The following is a 15,258-nucleotide window of genomic DNA, read 5'->3' on the forward strand; positions in this document are numbered from 1 at the left end:
ACCTGAATGCGGCGATTAACCTCGCCAAGTACGCCGCGAGTTCCGCGGTGTCTGCCTGTGGAGGGGAAGGCGCTGGCGCGGGCCGCAAGGTCCGCGTGAAACCGGCCCCCGTGAAGCAGGAAGTCAACTTTATTCATGTTTGCGCATGAATTTGTAAGTTTGATAGAACGGGAATCATCTTGGCGATGGGTCGGACATTAATGCACCTGTTCAGACCAAGGGCGCCTGGTGGCGCAGTGCTCTGCTCGGTGCTGCGTGACGCCTTGCGGAGCGGCTGCTCGCTGGCCGCTTGGGCAATGGCCTGGCCAGCCCTGCTGCTCGCGCCGCTGCTGGCCTGGGGCAACCCGGTCAGCACTGAGAATGTGACCGCGCACCTGCTGGCGGAGCACAATCCCACGGTGCCCGGGCAGCCCCTGGAACTGCTGCTGTCCCTGACCATCCGACCCGGCTGGCACACCTACTGGCGCAACCCGGGCGATTCCGGCGAGGCCCCGCGGATCGACTGGACGCTGCCGCCGGGGGTCAGCGCCGGGGCGCTCCAGTTTCCGGCCCCCGCGCTGATCCGGGTCGGTCCGCTGGCCAACTTCGGCTACTCCGGACGCGCCCTGCACCCGGTGCGCCTGTCGATCCCGGCGGACTGGCCGCTCGGGGAGCCGATCCCGGTGCGGGCACAGGCCCATTGGCTGGTGTGCGAGGAGCACTGTGTCCCGGAGTCCGCGGTCCTGGAACTGACCCTGAACACCGCCGCCGCGGCCGGTCCGAGCGACCCGCAAGCGCAGGAGGCCTTTGCACAGGCGCGCGCCGGACTCCCCGTGGGGACGCTCGCCGGCGCGACCCTGACGCCGACCCCGGGCGGGCTGCGGCTGTCGCTGCCGCGCGCCGGACTGGGCGAGGCGCCGACCGCCGTGCGCTTCTTTCCCTGGTCCTGGGGGCTGATCGAGCCCGCGGCCGACCAGCCCTGGCGGTTGGCCGCGGACCGGCTGGAGCTTGACCTGACCCCGGGCGAGACGGCCGGCACGGCGGACCCCGGCGGACTCCTGACGCTGACTGGGGCCGACGGGGCCGTCCGCTCCTTCGAGGTGGACGCGACGCGCGTCCTGCCGGCCCAGACGCCCCCCCGGATCACCGCGCCGAGCGCGCCGGCCCTGGGCCTGCCGCTCGCCTTGGGGCTGGCCTTCCTGGGCGGACTGATCCTGAATCTGATGCCCTGCGTCTTCCCGGTGCTGGCCATCAAGGCCCTGAGTCTGGCGGGGCAGGGGGGGCTGAGCGCCCGGCAGCGCGGCGCCCATGGGCTCGCCTACACGGCCGGGGTCCTGGTCTTCTTCGCCGCGCTGACCGCGGTCCTGCTCGCCGTGCGGGCGGGGGGGACCGCCATCGGGTGGGGCTTCCAGCTCCAGTACCCGCCCTTCGTGGCCATCATGGCCTATGTCTTTCTGGTGTTGGGTCTGTCGCTCGCGGGTGCCGTGACCCTGGGCGGCCGGCTGATGGGCCTGGCCGGGGGTCAGGTGGGGGGCGGGAGCGCGGGGGCCTTCGGGACCGGCGCCCTGGCGGCCCTGGTGGCGGCGCCCTGTACCGCACCCTTCATGGGCGCCGCCCTGGGCTATGCGCTGACCCTGGCCTGGCCCCTGGCGCTGGCCATCCTGCTCGCCCTGGGGCTCGGGCTGGCCGCCCCCTTTCTGGCCCTCTCGCTCACCCCGGGCCTGGCCCGCCGACTGCCGCGGCCCGGGGCCTGGATGGAGCACCTGAAACAGCTCCTGGCCTTTCCCATGTTCGCCACCGCCGCCTGGTTGCTCTGGGTGTTGAGTGTGCAGACCGGGCCGGCGGGCCTGGCCCTGGTGCTCGCCGGGATGCTGGCCGCGAGCTTCGGGCTCTGGGCGCGCGAGCGTACCGCCATGGCCGGGCGCAGTTGGCGGCGGGTCGGGGAGGGGGCGGCCCTGGCCGGGTTAGCGGCGGCCCTGTGGCTCGGTTTCGCGACCGCGGGCTCGCCGACACCGCAGCAGTCGGCCGCTCCGGCGGCGCCCCAGGCGGGACTGGCGGCGCAGCCCTATACGCCCGCGCGTCTCACCCAGGCCCGGACCCAGGGACGCCCGGTGTTCGTCAACATGACCGCCGCCTGGTGCATCACCTGCCTGGTCAACGAGCGGGTGGCGCTGCGTGCGACCAGCGTCGCCGCCGCCTTCCGGGCCGCGGATCTGCTCTATCTGAAGGGCGACTGGACCGGTCGCGACCCGCAAATCGGCGACTATCTGGCCGGTTTCGGACGCACCGGGGTGCCGCTCTATGTCTACTATCCCGCGGGCGGCGAGCCGCGGGTGCTGCCCCAGATCCTGACCCCCGCCAGCGTCCTCGCGGCCCTGGGGAGCGCCGTCGGCGCCCCCAGATAAGGCCGGAACAGGCCAGCCGATCGATCTCATCCAGCCCCAGGAGAGTCTCATGACCCACACTGACCAACCCGTACGCCAGCCCCGCCCCCTGGTGCCGGTGATGCTCGCCCTGCTCGGGGCACTCATGACCTGGGGGCTCGCCTGGGGCGCAGCCCAGGCGCCCCAGGTCGGGCAGCCGGCGCCGCCCTTTGCCATCGCGGACACGGCCGGCAAGACCTGGAACCTGGCCGATCTGAAGGGCAAGACGGTCATCCTGGAATGGACCAACGATGGCTGTCCTTATGTGCGCAAGCACTATGGGGGCGGCAATATGCAGGCGCTCCAGCGCGAGGCGACCGCGGCCGGCAAGGTGTGGCTCACGGTGATCTCCTCGGCCCCGGGCAACCAGGGCCATGTGACGGCGGCCGCGGCGGACCAGTTGACCGCCGAGCGCAAGGCGGCACCGAGCGCCGTGCTCCTGGACCCCACGGGGACCATGGGCCGGGCCTACGGGGCCAAGACGACCCCGCACCTCTTTGTCATCGACCCGGCCGGGACCCTGGTCTACATGGGCGCCATCGACGACCGCCCGAGTTCCGATCCGGCCGACCTCCCCGGCGCCCGCAACTACGTCCGGGCGGCGCTCGCGGACCTTGCCGCCGGCCGGCCCCTGGCCGACGCGGTGACTCGGCCTTATGGGTGCTCGGTCAAGTATTGAGCGGCAACCTTGCTCAAGGGTCTGGCCGGGTCCTGTCAACGCGTAGGCGCTCAAGATCGGTCAGGCTTTCCATGGCACCGACTAACCGACGGGATCTACAAGCACCTCAATAACGACGTCCTCAAACCCTGTGTGCTCGAAATCAATAAGAACTCTGATATATCGGTGGGCTATCGGGGAATAAAGAAAGGTCGCGCGGTTGCGGATCTGTTGTTTATGGTGGAGCGGACGGCGATGCAGATGCCGCTTGCCGGCCCGCGGTTGTCGCTGTTGGCTGTGCGGGCGAGCCGCCAGTACCAAGCTGGGATAGCGACGCGCTAAACCTGTCTCATCGGAGCGTTCCGATCGGGTCTGAGGGGGTCAGTTCTGCGTGTCGCCTCCGGGTCAGTTTTTCATGTCGCCTGACAGGGGCCTCGTCCTGGCCCCTTACCTAGGTTTTCTGTTCCGTTGCACTCGAAAACCTGATATAAAACAGCCAGGTCAAGGGATGCGCCTCGGGTCCGTCATGCGTTGCGCGCGGGTCCTTCGCCCCGGACGTTGCGGGGATAGAAGACGCTTCTATCCATTTCATGGACAACGGCTTTTATGGTACAGATCCATCATGGCAACCGCGAACTCCCACCAATGACGCATCATCCGACCCGTCGGCGCGGCCCGTTCGCGGTGCTTGTTGCGCTTGGCTTGGTGCTCCCTCTCGGCGTTGCCCGAGGCGCACCGGGTACGACGCGGTCATCCGAGGACCTGTTCGAGGTCGGCCGGGCTATCTACGAGCGAGGGGTGCTACCGGATGGGACATCGCTGCGTGGTACTCAGTCCACGGGCACGGTCTTGGAGGGTCCCCTGGCCGCTTGCACCGCCTGCCATCGACCGAGCGGTTTCGGTACCTTCGAGGGCCCGGTCATGGTGCCCCCGATCACCCGGTCGGTGCTCGCCCTGCCGGGGCCTCATCACATTGCCCCCGGGCGCACCCCTACCGGGGCGGCCGCCACGGTGCCCTGGTATCGGGCCCTGACGCGGCCCGCCTATGACGACAGCAGCCTGGCGCGCGCCCTACGCGAGGGTCTGGATCCGGATGGCGATCCCCTGATGCCGCCGATGCCACGCTACGACTTGGACGGCGATGCGCTTGCCGGCGTCCTTGCCTACCTGCAACGGTTGTCCATCGACCCCTCGCCCGGAGTCGCCCCCGACGCGCTGCAACTGGCCACAGTGGTGACCCCCGACGCCCAGCCTGGGGCGGATGCGGCGGTGCTCGGCGTGCTTCGGGCCTGGGCGCGTCAGCAGCCCGGGGGGCTGCGCTGGAAGCTCGCTGAATGGCGCCTTTCGGGGCCGGCTGAGGGTTGGGAGGCGCAGTTGAACGAACGCTACCGGGAGCAGCCGGTCTTTGCCCTGCTCTCGGGGGTTGGCGCGGCCGAGTGGCTGCCGGTCCATCGCTTCTGCGAGCGGACCGAGGTCGCCTGCGTGCTCCCCTCGGTGGATATCGCCCCCGAGCAATCCGGCGACGATTGGTCTGTCTATTTTGCGCCCGGGGTGACCCTGGAGGCGCGCGTACTCGCCCGGCATCTGGACACCGCGACGCCCGGGCGTGAGCGCCGGCTCCGGCAGGTCTACAGCGATGCCGTCGGGGAGCGGGCGGCGGCGGTCTTCGCGGCCAGCCTTGGCCCCTCCGCGGGCACGGTCAGCGCCCACCGCTTTCGCCACATCGCCCCGTTGGCCGGGCTCGCGGACATGACCGATGCCGACACCCTGATTCTTTGGCTGCGCCTCGCCGAGGTTGCGGAGTTGGTCGCGCGGTGGCCCCAGGGTCCGACCGCTGGCCAGGTTTTCCTCTCGGCGTTGCTCGCACCCTCTGCCGAACTGTCCCTGCCGCCAGCCTGGAAGGCGCGGACAGGCTACGTTTCCCTATTCGACGATTGGACGCCCCAGGGCCGGTCGGCGCGGGTCTGGTTGCAAGCCTGGCTGGCCCGGGCCGGGCTGCCGAGCGATGGGGTTCTGCGGCGTCAAGCCGACGCCTATGGGGCGGCTTATGCCTTCACGGCGGCATTGTCACGGCTGCAGCGGTTGCAATTGCGATGGCGCGGAACGACCGTGACGCGCGCCGGCCTGGTGGAGCAACTGGAAGCGGTGGTGTCGAAGAACGTGGGCAACCCAGTGGACCTCAACTCCGCGGTCCCTTACTACCAACGCTTGAGCCTGGCAGCCGGACAGCGGATGGCGGCGCGGGGCGGCATCGTCCTGCGCTACGCAGCGCCCGATGCTGCACTCCTGGTCCCGATCGCCGAAGACACCGCGCCTTGAGAGATGTCGGACCAGGGTCCAGACCCCTCAGGGCCGGGCAGGGGAAGGGTCCCCAGGCTGCGCCTGTCCATCGCCAGCCGGGATGACACGAATCAGCTCGACCCGGTAGATCGCCGCGCGGTCACGCAGGGTGCTCAGTTCCGGGAAGGCCAGGGCCGGGGGCACAAAGACCTCCCACTCGGCCCCCTCGGTCATCAGACCCAGGGCCTGCCGCAGCCCCGGGGAGGCGATCTCGGCGAGGCGCAGTGTGACCGGTTCGCCCTCGGCGAAGCTGTCCTCCAGCACGACCCCATTGGGCAGCGTCGCCTGGTAATGCATGGTCAGGGCATCGTCCGGCTGCGGATGGCGCCCGCTACCTGGCCGCTCTACGCGATATTGAAGCCCGTTGGGCAGGGTGACGACCCCCTCCCGGCCCGCGTGCAGGCCATTGAAGGCCCGCGTCGTGGCGGCATCGAAGCTGCGGCTGGCCGTAGACCCGGGCTGGCCGGCCCGGTGGGCGATCACGGCGAGCAGTTGGGCCGCCTCAGCGGCGGTCAGCGGCGGGCTGGCGCCGGCCAAGGCATCCGTTAGGCCAGCGCGCACCGCATTCTCGTCCGGCTCCAAGCCTAAGCGTTTGATCGTGTGCATCAGACTGCCGAGGTGGAAACCAATGCTGTAGCCGACGCTCGCGGCCGCGGGAGCGGGCGCTGCCACCGAGCCCTCGGCGGTCTCGGCGGCACTGGCCTGTCCCCCCGCAACGGCCGCGAGCCAAACACCGAGGGGCAGTGACCAGCGGCTGGGGCTGACCGTCTTGGCCCGCTCTTGCCCCGGTTTCAAGACCCGGCCCTCGTCGTGGCCTCGCGCGCCAGGTCCTCGGCATCGGCGAAACCGTCATAACGCACCCACTGCGCGGCGGACGCGGGGCGGACCAGGGTCAGGGGCGTGTGGTTCATCTTGTCGCCGCGGTACGCATCGAAGGCGCGCTGGACCTGGACAATGTCATCCCGCCGGCCGGTGAGGAAGTGCCACTGGCCAGCGGCTTTGAATTGCCGCGCGTAGCGTGCCAGCTCGGCAGGGGTATCCTGTTCCGGGTCGATAGAGATGGACAGCATCTGTACGGTGTCGCTGTCCGCGCCGAGCGACTCCTGGACCCGTGCAAAGGTCCCGCTCATCACTGGACAGATGGCGGTGCACGACGTGTATATGAAATTGACCATGACTGGCCGGTCGGTCGCCAGCAGGGTACGTAGGTGAATCGGGCGGCCATTCTGATCTGTGAGGGTGACGTCCGGTATGGCGTAGGCCGCGGTGGTGCGGCTGACGGCCGGCATGTGGTGGTGATGATGGGCGTGCCCGGCGGCCTCAGCCGGCGGCGGCCCGGTGTGCTCGTCGGCCCAAGGGCCTCCCGGAGCCATGGACGCCACACCGCTCAGACCCACCAGGGAGACGAGCAAGAAACGATTGGTCAAGACCGGGCGTGGGTGCAGCATGAAGTCCTCCTGATGGATCGGGTGCGAGTCGGTTGGTGTTGGTCTCTGGTGCTGGTCTCAGGGTCAGGCTCGCCCGGCGTGGACCGGGGCCTAACGCCCCGCTCCCGTGTCGCCGGTCGTTTGGTCGGCAGACGGTGCCGGGGTTGTCTGCGCGGCGGGGGACTGGACTGTGACCTCGCTGAGCCGACGCTGGAACTCGGACAGGGCCGCCTCCATCTCCGCGGACGTCAGCCGGGGTGCCAAGCCGCCGGCCGCATCGGCGATGCCCCGGACCAAAGGTTCCGGGTCCAGGATCTCCGGTCGGTCCTTGAAGTCGTTGCCAACCTGGTAACCGACGCTGTAGTTGATGCGCTCGGCATCGGAGGTCAGGGCGTCGGTGTCGTGCTCGGCCGCCTGTGCCCCGAGACACAGCCAGACACCGATCAGGGCCAGGTGGTGCGATGGACGCTTCATGGCGAATCGTCCCCAGTCGGGCGCGCGGTTGACTGGACCTGGTTGCCCAGGACCTTCAGAAGTTCGATCTCCAGGATCACGGTCCGACCGGCGAGGGGTCCGCGCTCGCCGTAGCCGAGGTGGGGGGGGATAAGGATCTGCCATTGGGCACCTTCCTGCATGAGCTGGAGCCCCTCGCGCCAGCCAGGTACGACCTCATTGAGCCCTACCTCGACCGGTTGGCCGTCGGAATAGGTGCTGTCGAACTCCACTCCATTTGTCAAGGTCGCTCGGTACTGGATCAAGACCCGGTCCAGAGCCCCGGGGCGTGTGCCCGAACCCGGGCGCAAGACCCGATATTGAACTCCGCTGGCCAGTGAGACGACCCCCTCGCGCTTGGCGTTCTCCTCGAGGAACCGGCGGTCTTGATCCGATTGCTGTTGAATCAGCCGGTGCGAGTCCAGTGCCTGACCGGCGCGGATCTTGCGCTTCAAGTCGCTCAAGGCGGCGCTCATCGCCGCCGGGGTCATGAGCGAACCTTGGGCGTTCAGGGCATCGGCGATGCCGCGGGTCAGGGCTTCCGGCCTGAACTCGACCCCGTGGCGCCTGAAATCGTTCCCGATCTGATAACCGAGGCTGTAGCTGAGGCGCTCCCGCTCCGTGCTGGGCGGGCGCGCTTGATCATCCGCGGCGCAGACCCCGACGGCGAGCGAGGCGGCAAGGGCAATCCTAACGCTCATGCCGCCCGCACCACCCCGGGAGATGAACGCATCAGGCCCCCGGCGCAATTGGCACCGGGACTGGCGCAGGACATTTCCCGCCGGTGCCGTTGACGCAAAACGGGACCATCATCTCGTTATCCTCGTGTTCCACGATATGGCAGTGCCACACGTACAGGCCGGCGATGTCGAAGGTGGCCCGCACCCGCACGACCTCGCCTGGATAGGCGGTCACCGTGTCCTTGTATCCCATCTCAGTGGGCTCCGCGGGGCGTGCGGGCAAGGCCGTATCGCGCTGGGCGGGGATGGCCGGCATCCCGGTCACGGGGTCGATCACAAGTGGCTGGCGGTCCTTGACCTGGAAACGCACCAGGTGCACATGGACCGGGTGGGCATCGATCGTGTAGTTGTAGATCTCCCAATCCTCGGTCGCCCCCAGGGCCGGATTCTGGGCAATCGGGTCGGCCCAGAGCTGCGGCGATGGCGCACCGGCCGGCAAGGTCCCGAGCAGGGCCTCCTTCGGTGCAAAGGGTACGGCGCCCAAGGTGCCGCAGATCGCATCGATGGTCCCCGGCAGCGCCGCGGTGGGCAGGGTCAGGACCACCTTCTTGATCTTGCCGGTGAGGGCGTTCGCCTTGACGCAAATCTGCTGGGATGCCTCCTCGTTGAGGGTCACGGTGCGTGGCGTATCGGATGCCGCACCCAGCGGGGCCTCCGCGGGGAGGAACAAGCGCGCGACCGGCGTGCTGGTGTCGGTCCCGGCGGCGGCGACAACGACAAAGGCCATGACCTGGCCGGTGGTGTTCTTGTCGGCCAGAGGCGCGGCGGGGAAGCCGCCGAAGGGAGCGTCAGAACCGGTGTTGACCATGCGCACCACGGTACCGACGGGCAGGCCACTGAAGTCGACGATCACGTCCGCCCGTTCGGCCGGCGACATCAGCAGGGCTTGGGCCGGGTTGGCCGCGGGCGTTGCGGCCGGGATGGTCCCGTCGCCCGGCAATGGCGTCGTGAAGCCGGTGGAGATCTTCACGACCTTGGGCAGGAAACCCTGTTCGGCGCCGATCTGGTAGATCGGCAATTCCGGGTACATAGGGTTCCCGATCAATTGGTTGGAGTTGAGGGTGAGAGCCCTGCGGTCCGGAGTGCAGACGCCCTTCCTGGTGCAACTCGGCGGCACCGTGTATAGGGCCAGGTTGATGAAGCGCGCGTTGGAGCCGTTCAACAGCCTCAGGCGATAGCGTTGCGGCGCCACGTCGAGCTTGGGCCAGGTCGTCCCGTTCACCACCATGGTGTTGCCGAAGAACTCGGGGTTCCAGATCGGTGCGACGTCCGAGCAGGAGCGCGTCGCCGCGCAGGTCGCAGGGTCGCTGGGCACATAGGGGATGACCGCGTTGGGTCGCACCAGGTTGAAGAAGTCGCGGGTCTGGGGGTAGAACAGGGTCCCATCGGCGTTGAAGGAGCGATCCTGAATGGCAATCGGGATCTCACGGATCGCCGCTCGGCACACGGCATCGAAGTTGGGGTCGCAACCGCCGGCGGTCGGGTCGGTCGGTCGCCCACCGGCGCCGCTGCCCGGCAGTACGTAGGGGGCCGCCGCATCGTTGGCACCGCCACGAATCAGCCAGAAGCCCGCCGGACCGGCATAGACATTGTTACGAGTCATGCCCAGGCTATGGTCGTGATACCAGATCGTGGTCGCCGGCTGATCGTTGGGATAGCGGAAGGCCGCCGACCCGGGCAAGGTGTTGGCGACCAGGGCCTGATCGAACTGGAGCCCGGTGAGCGCGTAACCCGCGGGGATATTGCCGGCGTCCGGCAACCACCAGGCCTCCGGATAACCGTCGCTGGCGGGGCCCACATGGGCGCCGTGGACGTGGGGGATCATCGGTACAGGCCCGCTATAGGGCAGGGCCAGGAGCGGGTTGCTCTGGTCCGGGCGACAATCGGTGCGGACGCTACCGTCCATACACGGGAGACGCTCCGGGTTGGCCCAGTGCAGGCTGCGGTCCACCGAACCTGTGACCACATGCGGTAGGAAGGTTCGTTGCGGGTGACCGGGCGGGAAAGGCCGACCGTTGGCGGGATTGATCGCCACCAGCTCGTTGATCCAACGCACATTGACAGGGGTGCCCGAGGTCGACTCGATGGTGAAGGCCGGATAGTTGAAGGACGAAGACGCCGCTGGCGCCGGGGCGATACCGCCCGGCGGGATCGGATCGTCGGCACGGCCGTAACTCCAGACTGGGGTCGCCGGGAAGGCGTCGGCACGTCCATTCACCGTATTCCAGACCCCGCCGGGCAGAATCTGCTGCTGGAACTGGCGCTGGGCGATGTTGTAGCGAGTGACTACCCCCCGGTTGTAGGCGGAGCTGGCGGGGCTCTTGGGCATCGCCGGGGGGATGACGAGCGGGACGACGTACTTGGGGATGCTGGTTGGCACCAGGGTGCCGCCTGCCAGCGGCGCCGCCAGGGCGCCGGGGCTAGCCAGCGCGAACGCCACCGTCGATACCGCCCAACCCGCAATTCTGGGAATGGTTTGATTGGCCATCTCGATGTCCTCGCCTTCTGCTAAACACTTCGGTTCTGCCGCATGGGATCGACTGCCCGAACGGGCGTCGATCTACCCTGTGGAGCGTTAAGGAGAAAGTGACATACGCTTGGGGAACGGCACAAGTGGGGGAAACCCCCATCTCGACGAACAGCACCCTAAGCCATTGACCTAATGACGCAAAGACCCCGGCGTTTGGGCGTCTAGGCGGCGGTAGCCGTCTAGCAGCCTGTCGGACTTAGCCACCGTTACCGCCGCCTGCGGCCAGTGGATGGCCTTTTTTGGCAAGAAAGAAGCGATTTTCGGCTAAAAGCTCAGTTTTCCTCGGTTTTCACCTTACTGCAGACGCAATACGGCCATCCGTTTCAGGCTCCACGCCAGGCAGACCAGCGTCCACTCGCCCTAGACGTTGGCCAGTCCACGGGTGAGAAATTGGCGGAAGCCCATCACCGACTTGATGATCCCGAAGACCGGCTCGACGGTCTGCTTGCGCAGTGCATAGGCCGCCCGGCCCGCCCCGGTCTTGAGTCGGTTGGTCATGCGCGCGACCGGGGTAGTCGCGGGCGCCAGTTCCGGCGGCTCGTGAAAACGCTCCGACCAATGGGGATGGTGCTGGTCGCGTTTAACCGCAATCAGGGGCTCGATCCCGGCCGCTTCGCAGGCCGCCACGTTGTCCTTGCTGAAATAGCCGGCGTCGGCCGCGAGTCGCTTGGCGCCGTTGAGTCCCGCGGGCAGCGCCTGGAGCTGAGCGAGCATCGGCACCACTTGTTGCTTGTCGATGAACGTCGTAGGGGTCGGGGGATGCCTCGACCGTCGGCAGGGTTTCCACTACCTCGGCGATCTCGCGCAGATCGTTGACAAGACGACCGGCTTGCGCCGGTTTCAGGCGGGTGCGCAGTTTTGGGTAGCGGGTGACCCGCATCAGTTCGTCAAGCTGCGGGGCCGCCGTCAACAGCGTGAATCGTCCCTGCTTCCAATGGGTGATGAGGTGGGCCGAGGGCGAGGATTCAACCAACAAGGCGCTGACCAGGACGTTGGTATCCAGCACGACGCGCATGGTTCAGCGTGCAGTCTTGGCGGCGCGGGCCAAGGTCTCCCGCGTCTCGTTGCGCACCGTTTCGGTCGCTTCGTCGATCAGGTCTTGCAGGGCTTCGGGCGCCAGGTCGAACACACGCCAGCGAACGGCGTCCTCGATGAACTTGGACAAGTCGCCTTTTTTCAGGCCGCGTTGGGCGAGCAGAGTGCGCATGGCAACGCAACCAACGCGACCTGATCGACCAGGCGGCCCGGATTTTGGGCAAGACCCGCTCGGACTTCATGCTGGAGGCGGCCTGTCGTGAGGCCGAGGACGTGCTGCTGGACCAGCGCGTGTTTGTGCTGGACGCCGCGGCATTTGCGGAGTTTCAGGCGTTGCTGGACGCACCGCCCGCCGACAATCCCCGACTGCGCGCCTTGTTGGCAACCAAAGCGCCTTGGGCGACCTGACTTGCCCACGGTTGGCACTTGGACGGCTCCGGCGCCCCTCGCGGCGACGCATGACCTGACGACCTTTGAGAGCGGCGAGCCGGCCCTCGACCACCACTGGCTGAAAACCCACGCCCGGCGCAACGAAGGACGCGGCGCGTCGCGTGCCTATGTGGTGTGCAACGATGACCATGTCATCGGCTACTACAGTCTGGCGACCGGTTCAGTATGCAGCGAACAGGCGCCCGGACGTATCCGGCGGAATATGCCGAACCCGATTCCCGTCATGCTGCTTGGGCGCTTGGCGATTGATCTTGCGTGGCAGCGCCACGGCATCGGCAAGGCACTGCTGCGCGATGCCATTTTTCGTATGGCCACGGTGGCGCAACTGGTGGGCGTCAAAGCGCTCATGGACCATGACCGCCCTGGTCACACTCCCTGCGCCGAGTTAGCCGCCCGGTGGCACCGTCCCTGCTGGCCGCCTATTTCCGCCGACAGGCCAGAACTGGCCCACGCACAAGAAAGGTGGCTTGCGCCGCCTTGTTCAGATCCACCGAGTTCGCAGTCACCCGCCGGCGCCACCCAAGGCGTAGGGCACCAACGTATTCGTGGGCGCTTGCCTCGGTACCGGGGCGACCAACGAGGTCGTGGCTGTGGGCTTACGCGCCGAGGTGATCCCACTCATGGGTACCGCGCTCCTGGCCGAGTACGAGGACGTGTTGGGCCGACCCGAGTTGTTCACGCGCAGCCGTCTCGATCCGGCCGAACGCGACGCGTTGCTCGACATCTTTCTCGCGCGGTGCCGCTGGACCCGGGTCTACTACAGATGGCGTCCAAATGTACCGGACGAAGGCGATAATCACTTGGTCGAACTGGCAATCGCCGGGGGCGCTCAAGCGATCGTTACGTGGAACCTTCGTGACCTGTTGCGGATGGAACTGCGTTTCCCCACACTCAAGATTCTGAAGCCAGAAGGCTTTCTACGAGAGGTACGCCGATGACCGCGCTGACCCTTGACCTGCCCGACGAGAAGTTGCGGCGCCTTAAGGTCCTCGCCGAGGCCCGCGGCACCAACATCGCTCAACTCTTCGAGGAGATGTCCTGGTCCCAACTCCCACCGGACTCGATCATCCGTTGCCAGTCCGAAGCAACGGATGCGCGATTCTCAGGATGTACTGCCGATAACCAACCGTTTCCGATCGCCTCCGTCGGGGCCATCCCTGCCATGTCACACCAGCGTTTGTTGGCATACAGGCTGGCGCCGTCGGGCGAGGTGAGATAAATGCCGACCGGCGCCGATTCCGCCAAGGTCCGGAACGTCTCCTCGCTAACGCGTAATGCCGCCTCCACCTGCTTGCGGTGAGTGATGTCATGGACGATGGAAAACAGCAGCGGCCTGCCACTGACGTCGACCGGCGACGAAAAGACCTCGACATCGCGCACTTCGCCGCTCGCGATCCGGTGCCGAAAGTTGAAATAGTTGCGCTCCAGTCCGCCGCCCGTCCAGGCAGCCACTGTGAGCGGAAACGGTGATGGTTCGTAAATGCCCAGCCAGCGATCGTAAATCTGCTGGTATTCGCCGTTGGTCTTGACGATCAGCAGCCCCTGGTCCAACGCCTTGATCTGGGCCACCAGCGGCAGCGCGTCGACTTCACCGTTCAGTAGCCCGTGCCATGCCTGGTCCCAGTCGCTGACCCGGTACTGGACCGGGATATCCATGACGCGGGCGACGGCGGAAAAGAGGTCCACGGAGAAGCCGATTGCCCGGCCGCTCGCATCGGCGTCGGCATACGGCGGGAAGCCGGTCTCGGAACCGACCAGGAGCGGGCGAGGCGACTCGCTGCTCGCGCCAGGGGCGACCAGCAGGCAGAGCACTGCAACACCCCAGGCCGCGATTGCCGGGATCATACTGCGGTGCCTGCCGAGAAGGTCCAACATGCGGGGAGGAAACCCAACCGTCCAAGTGCGAGACTGGCGTCGAAGCTAGCCCAGATGTGGATTGGGATGCAAGGCCGACGGAAACGCCGTGCGCCAGAACGGTTAAACTGACGGGAACCGCCGACCGGACCCCCCCCATGACCGTCCCCGAACCCGAGACCCGACCGACCCTGCCGCTGACCGTTTTTCTGGTCAGCGCGGCCTTGTTGCTGCTGGTCGCACTGGCCGTCTTCCATGGCCTGCGCGCCGAGCGCCAGGCCAGCGTCGAGGCCGCCTTGCAGGCGGTGGCCGAGCTGAAGATCGGCCAGCTCGATACCTGGTTGAATGAGCGCACCGTGGATGTCGCCTTTATCGGGTCGGACGCGCAATTGGCGAGCGATTTCGAGCGCTGGTTGAGCCAGGACGGACAGGATGAGGCGGCGCTGGCGGAGATTCAGGCGCGTCTCGCCGCGATGCAACGCAATGTGGGCTATGACACGATTGCGCTCTTCGATGCCGCGGGCAATGAACGCATTCGTAGCGAAGGGATTGCCTCCCAGGCGGAAGTCGGGCCGCAGGCCGGCGCGGCGATGCGGCAGGACCAACCCCAACTGGTCGACTTTCACCGGCAGCCGGGCCAACCGATCCGCATCGGCATGGTCGGACCCATCAAACGCATCGCGGCGCAGGGCACCGAAATCGTCGGCGCCATCTATCTGGGCGCGCCCGCGCAGCGGCACGTCTTCCCGCTGCTGTTGCACTGGCCGCTGCCCTCCCAGACCGGCGAGACCGTGTTGGCCAGACCCGAGGGCGAGAGTATCCTGAACATCGTCACGCGCAAGGCGCCGCCGATGACCATCCGGGTCCCGATCGACCAGCCGGGACTGCTCTCGGCCCGCGCTGCGCGCGGTGAGTCCGGCATCCTGCGCGGCTCCCGCGACTATGCCGGCGACCCGGTGCTCGGCTACGCCGCCCGGGTCCCGGGGACACCCTGGGTCCTGGTCGCCAAGCAGGACACACGCGAGGTCGATGCCCCGCTGCGGCAATGGGCGCTGTGGGTCGTGCTGGTCACGCTGTTGCTGCTGGGCGCCGCGGGTGGGGTGAACTGGTCCTGGTGGCGCGCCCAGACCAGCCATTGGCGCGCGCGCATCCTCCAACAGGGGTTGGATCAGGCCTTGGCGACTCAGCGGACCACCGCGGCCCTGTTCGCCAGCGAGGAGGTCAACCGTGTCACCTTCGCGCAGGCCGCCATTGGGATCGCCCATGTCGGCGTCGATGGGCGCTGGCTGCGTGTCAACCACAAGCTGTGCGAGGTCCTCGGCTACCCCAT

At 67.6% G+C, this 15,258-nt stretch carries 13 protein-coding genes and 4 pseudogenes; 8 read left to right on the forward strand and 9 right to left on the reverse strand.

The annotated features are described in order from the left end of the window. The first annotated feature begins 236 nt into the window (after window positions 1-236). The 4 genes from QZY48_RS12395 to QZY48_RS12410 all read left to right on the forward strand — a co-directional run bounded on the left by QZY48_RS12395 (window position 237) and on the right by QZY48_RS12410 (window position 5,379). Window positions 237-2,384, forward strand: coding sequence for a thioredoxin family protein (locus QZY48_RS12395; protein WP_295431168.1), 2,148 nt, complete (start codon window positions 237-239; stop codon window positions 2,382-2,384). Between the two features lie 49 nt (window positions 2,385-2,433). After that, window positions 2,434-3,081 carry a thioredoxin family protein gene (locus QZY48_RS12400; RefSeq protein WP_295431169.1) on the forward strand — a complete coding sequence of 216 codons (648 nt, stop codon included), beginning with the start codon at window positions 2,434-2,436 and terminating at the stop codon, window positions 3,079-3,081. Between the two features lie 9 nt (window positions 3,082-3,090). Further along, window positions 3,091-3,402, forward strand: coding sequence for a replication initiation protein (locus QZY48_RS12405; protein ID WP_295431170.1), 312 nt, complete (start codon window positions 3,091-3,093; stop codon window positions 3,400-3,402). A gap of 579 nt (window positions 3,403-3,981) precedes the next feature. Beyond that, window positions 3,982-5,379, forward strand: a complete 1,398-nt coding sequence (locus QZY48_RS12410) for a hypothetical protein (RefSeq protein ID WP_295431171.1) — start codon at window positions 3,982-3,984, stop codon at window positions 5,377-5,379. A 27-nt stretch (window positions 5,380-5,406) separates the two neighbouring features. Here QZY48_RS12410 and QZY48_RS12415 read toward each other — a convergent pair whose 3' ends face one another. From QZY48_RS12415 to QZY48_RS12445, 8 genes and pseudogenes are all read right to left on the reverse strand, one after another. Continuing rightward, entirely contained in the window at window positions 5,407-6,195 is a 789-nt protein-coding gene (locus QZY48_RS12415) for an FKBP-type peptidyl-prolyl cis-trans isomerase (RefSeq protein ID WP_295431172.1), read from the reverse strand. Then, a complete protein-coding gene (locus QZY48_RS12420; RefSeq protein WP_295431173.1) occupies window positions 6,192-6,848 on the reverse strand; it encodes an SCO family protein in 657 nt (218 codons plus the stop codon). The genes QZY48_RS12415 and QZY48_RS12420 overlap by 4 nt, the downstream gene beginning before the upstream one ends. Window positions 6,849-6,938: 90 nt before the next feature. Continuing rightward, window positions 6,939-7,301 carry an FKBP-type peptidyl-prolyl cis-trans isomerase N-terminal domain-containing protein gene (locus tag QZY48_RS12425; protein ID WP_295431174.1) on the reverse strand — a complete coding sequence of 121 codons (363 nt, stop codon included), beginning with the start codon at window positions 7,299-7,301 and terminating at the stop codon, window positions 6,939-6,941. Next, complete coding sequence (locus tag QZY48_RS12430; RefSeq protein ID WP_295431175.1) at window positions 7,298-8,020, reverse strand: FKBP-type peptidyl-prolyl cis-trans isomerase; 723 nt, start codon at window positions 8,018-8,020, stop codon at window positions 7,298-7,300. The genes QZY48_RS12425 and QZY48_RS12430 overlap by 4 nt, the downstream gene beginning before the upstream one ends. A 31-nt stretch (window positions 8,021-8,051) precedes the next feature. Continuing rightward, window positions 8,052-10,547, reverse strand: coding sequence for a multicopper oxidase domain-containing protein (locus QZY48_RS34780; RefSeq protein WP_366929676.1), 2,496 nt, complete (start codon window positions 10,545-10,547; stop codon window positions 8,052-8,054). 336 nt (window positions 10,548-10,883) lie between these two features. Further along, window positions 10,884-11,324 (reverse strand): annotated as a pseudogene (locus QZY48_RS12440) (transposase); the annotation flags it as partial. Between the two features lie 13 nt (window positions 11,325-11,337). Continuing rightward, window positions 11,338-11,604: pseudogene (locus QZY48_RS34785) on the reverse strand (putative toxin-antitoxin system toxin component, PIN family); the annotation flags it as partial. A 3-nt stretch (window positions 11,605-11,607) separates the two neighbouring features. Further along, window positions 11,608-11,796: a ribbon-helix-helix domain-containing protein gene (locus tag QZY48_RS12445; RefSeq protein WP_295431176.1), complete on the reverse strand. Its 189-nt coding sequence runs from the start codon at window positions 11,794-11,796 to the stop codon at window positions 11,608-11,610. Between the two features lie 17 nt (window positions 11,797-11,813). Here QZY48_RS12445 and QZY48_RS12450 point away from each other — a divergent pair. The 3 genes and pseudogenes from QZY48_RS12450 to QZY48_RS12460 form a co-directional block, all read left to right on the forward strand. Next, window positions 11,814-12,032 (forward strand): annotated as a pseudogene (locus tag QZY48_RS12450) (DUF1778 domain-containing protein); the annotation flags it as partial. A 154-nt stretch (window positions 12,033-12,186) separates the two neighbouring features. Next, window positions 12,187-12,327 (forward strand): annotated as a pseudogene (locus QZY48_RS34790) (GNAT family N-acetyltransferase); the annotation flags it as partial. A 292-nt stretch (window positions 12,328-12,619) separates the two neighbouring features. Then, a complete protein-coding gene (locus tag QZY48_RS12460) occupies window positions 12,620-13,012 on the forward strand; it encodes a putative toxin-antitoxin system toxin component, PIN family (protein ID WP_295431178.1) in 393 nt (130 codons plus the stop codon). Window positions 13,013-13,091: 79 nt separating this feature from the next. Here the strand turns inward: QZY48_RS12460 and QZY48_RS12465 are convergent, their stop codons facing one another. After that, window positions 13,092-13,919 carry a PAS domain S-box protein gene (locus QZY48_RS12465; RefSeq protein ID WP_295431179.1) on the reverse strand — a complete coding sequence of 276 codons (828 nt, stop codon included), beginning with the start codon at window positions 13,917-13,919 and terminating at the stop codon, window positions 13,092-13,094. A gap of 167 nt (window positions 13,920-14,086) precedes the next feature. Here QZY48_RS12465 and QZY48_RS12470 point away from each other — a divergent pair. Continuing rightward, window positions 14,087-15,258 (forward strand): hypothetical protein (locus tag QZY48_RS12470; protein WP_295431180.1); only part of this gene is annotated, 1,172 nt, incomplete at its 3' end.

Source organism: uncultured Thiodictyon sp. (genome assembly GCF_903828115.1).
In the GTDB taxonomy this organism is placed as follows: Bacteria; Pseudomonadota; Gammaproteobacteria; order Chromatiales; family Chromatiaceae; genus Thiodictyon.

What these genes read in the sequence shown, in the direction of transcription:
- QZY48_RS12400 (WP_295431169.1), top strand. Translation starts at nt 2,434, where the DNA reads ATGACCCACACTGACCAACCCGTACGCCAGCCCCGCCCCCTGGTGCCG.
- QZY48_RS34780 (WP_366929676.1), bottom strand. Translation starts at nt 10,547, where the DNA reads ATGGCCAATCAAACCATTCCCAGAATTGCGGGTTGGGCGGTATCGACG.
- QZY48_RS12410 (WP_295431171.1), top strand. Translation starts at nt 3,982, where the DNA reads ATGGTGCCCCCGATCACCCGGTCGGTGCTCGCCCTGCCGGGGCCTCAT.
- QZY48_RS12425 (WP_295431174.1), bottom strand. Translation starts at nt 7,301, where the DNA reads ATGAAGCGTCCATCGCACCACCTGGCCCTGATCGGTGTCTGGCTGTGT.
- QZY48_RS12445 (WP_295431176.1), bottom strand. Translation starts at nt 11,796, where the DNA reads ATGCGCACTCTGCTCGCCCAACGCGGCCTGAAAAAAGGCGACTTGTCC.
- QZY48_RS12420 (WP_295431173.1), bottom strand. Translation starts at nt 6,848, where the DNA reads ATGCTGCACCCACGCCCGGTCTTGACCAATCGTTTCTTGCTCGTCTCC.
- QZY48_RS12430 (WP_295431175.1), bottom strand. Translation starts at nt 8,020, where the DNA reads ATGAGCGTTAGGATTGCCCTTGCCGCCTCGCTCGCCGTCGGGGTCTGC.
- QZY48_RS12465 (WP_295431179.1), bottom strand. Translation starts at nt 13,919, where the DNA reads ATGATCCCGGCAATCGCGGCCTGGGGTGTTGCAGTGCTCTGCCTGCTG.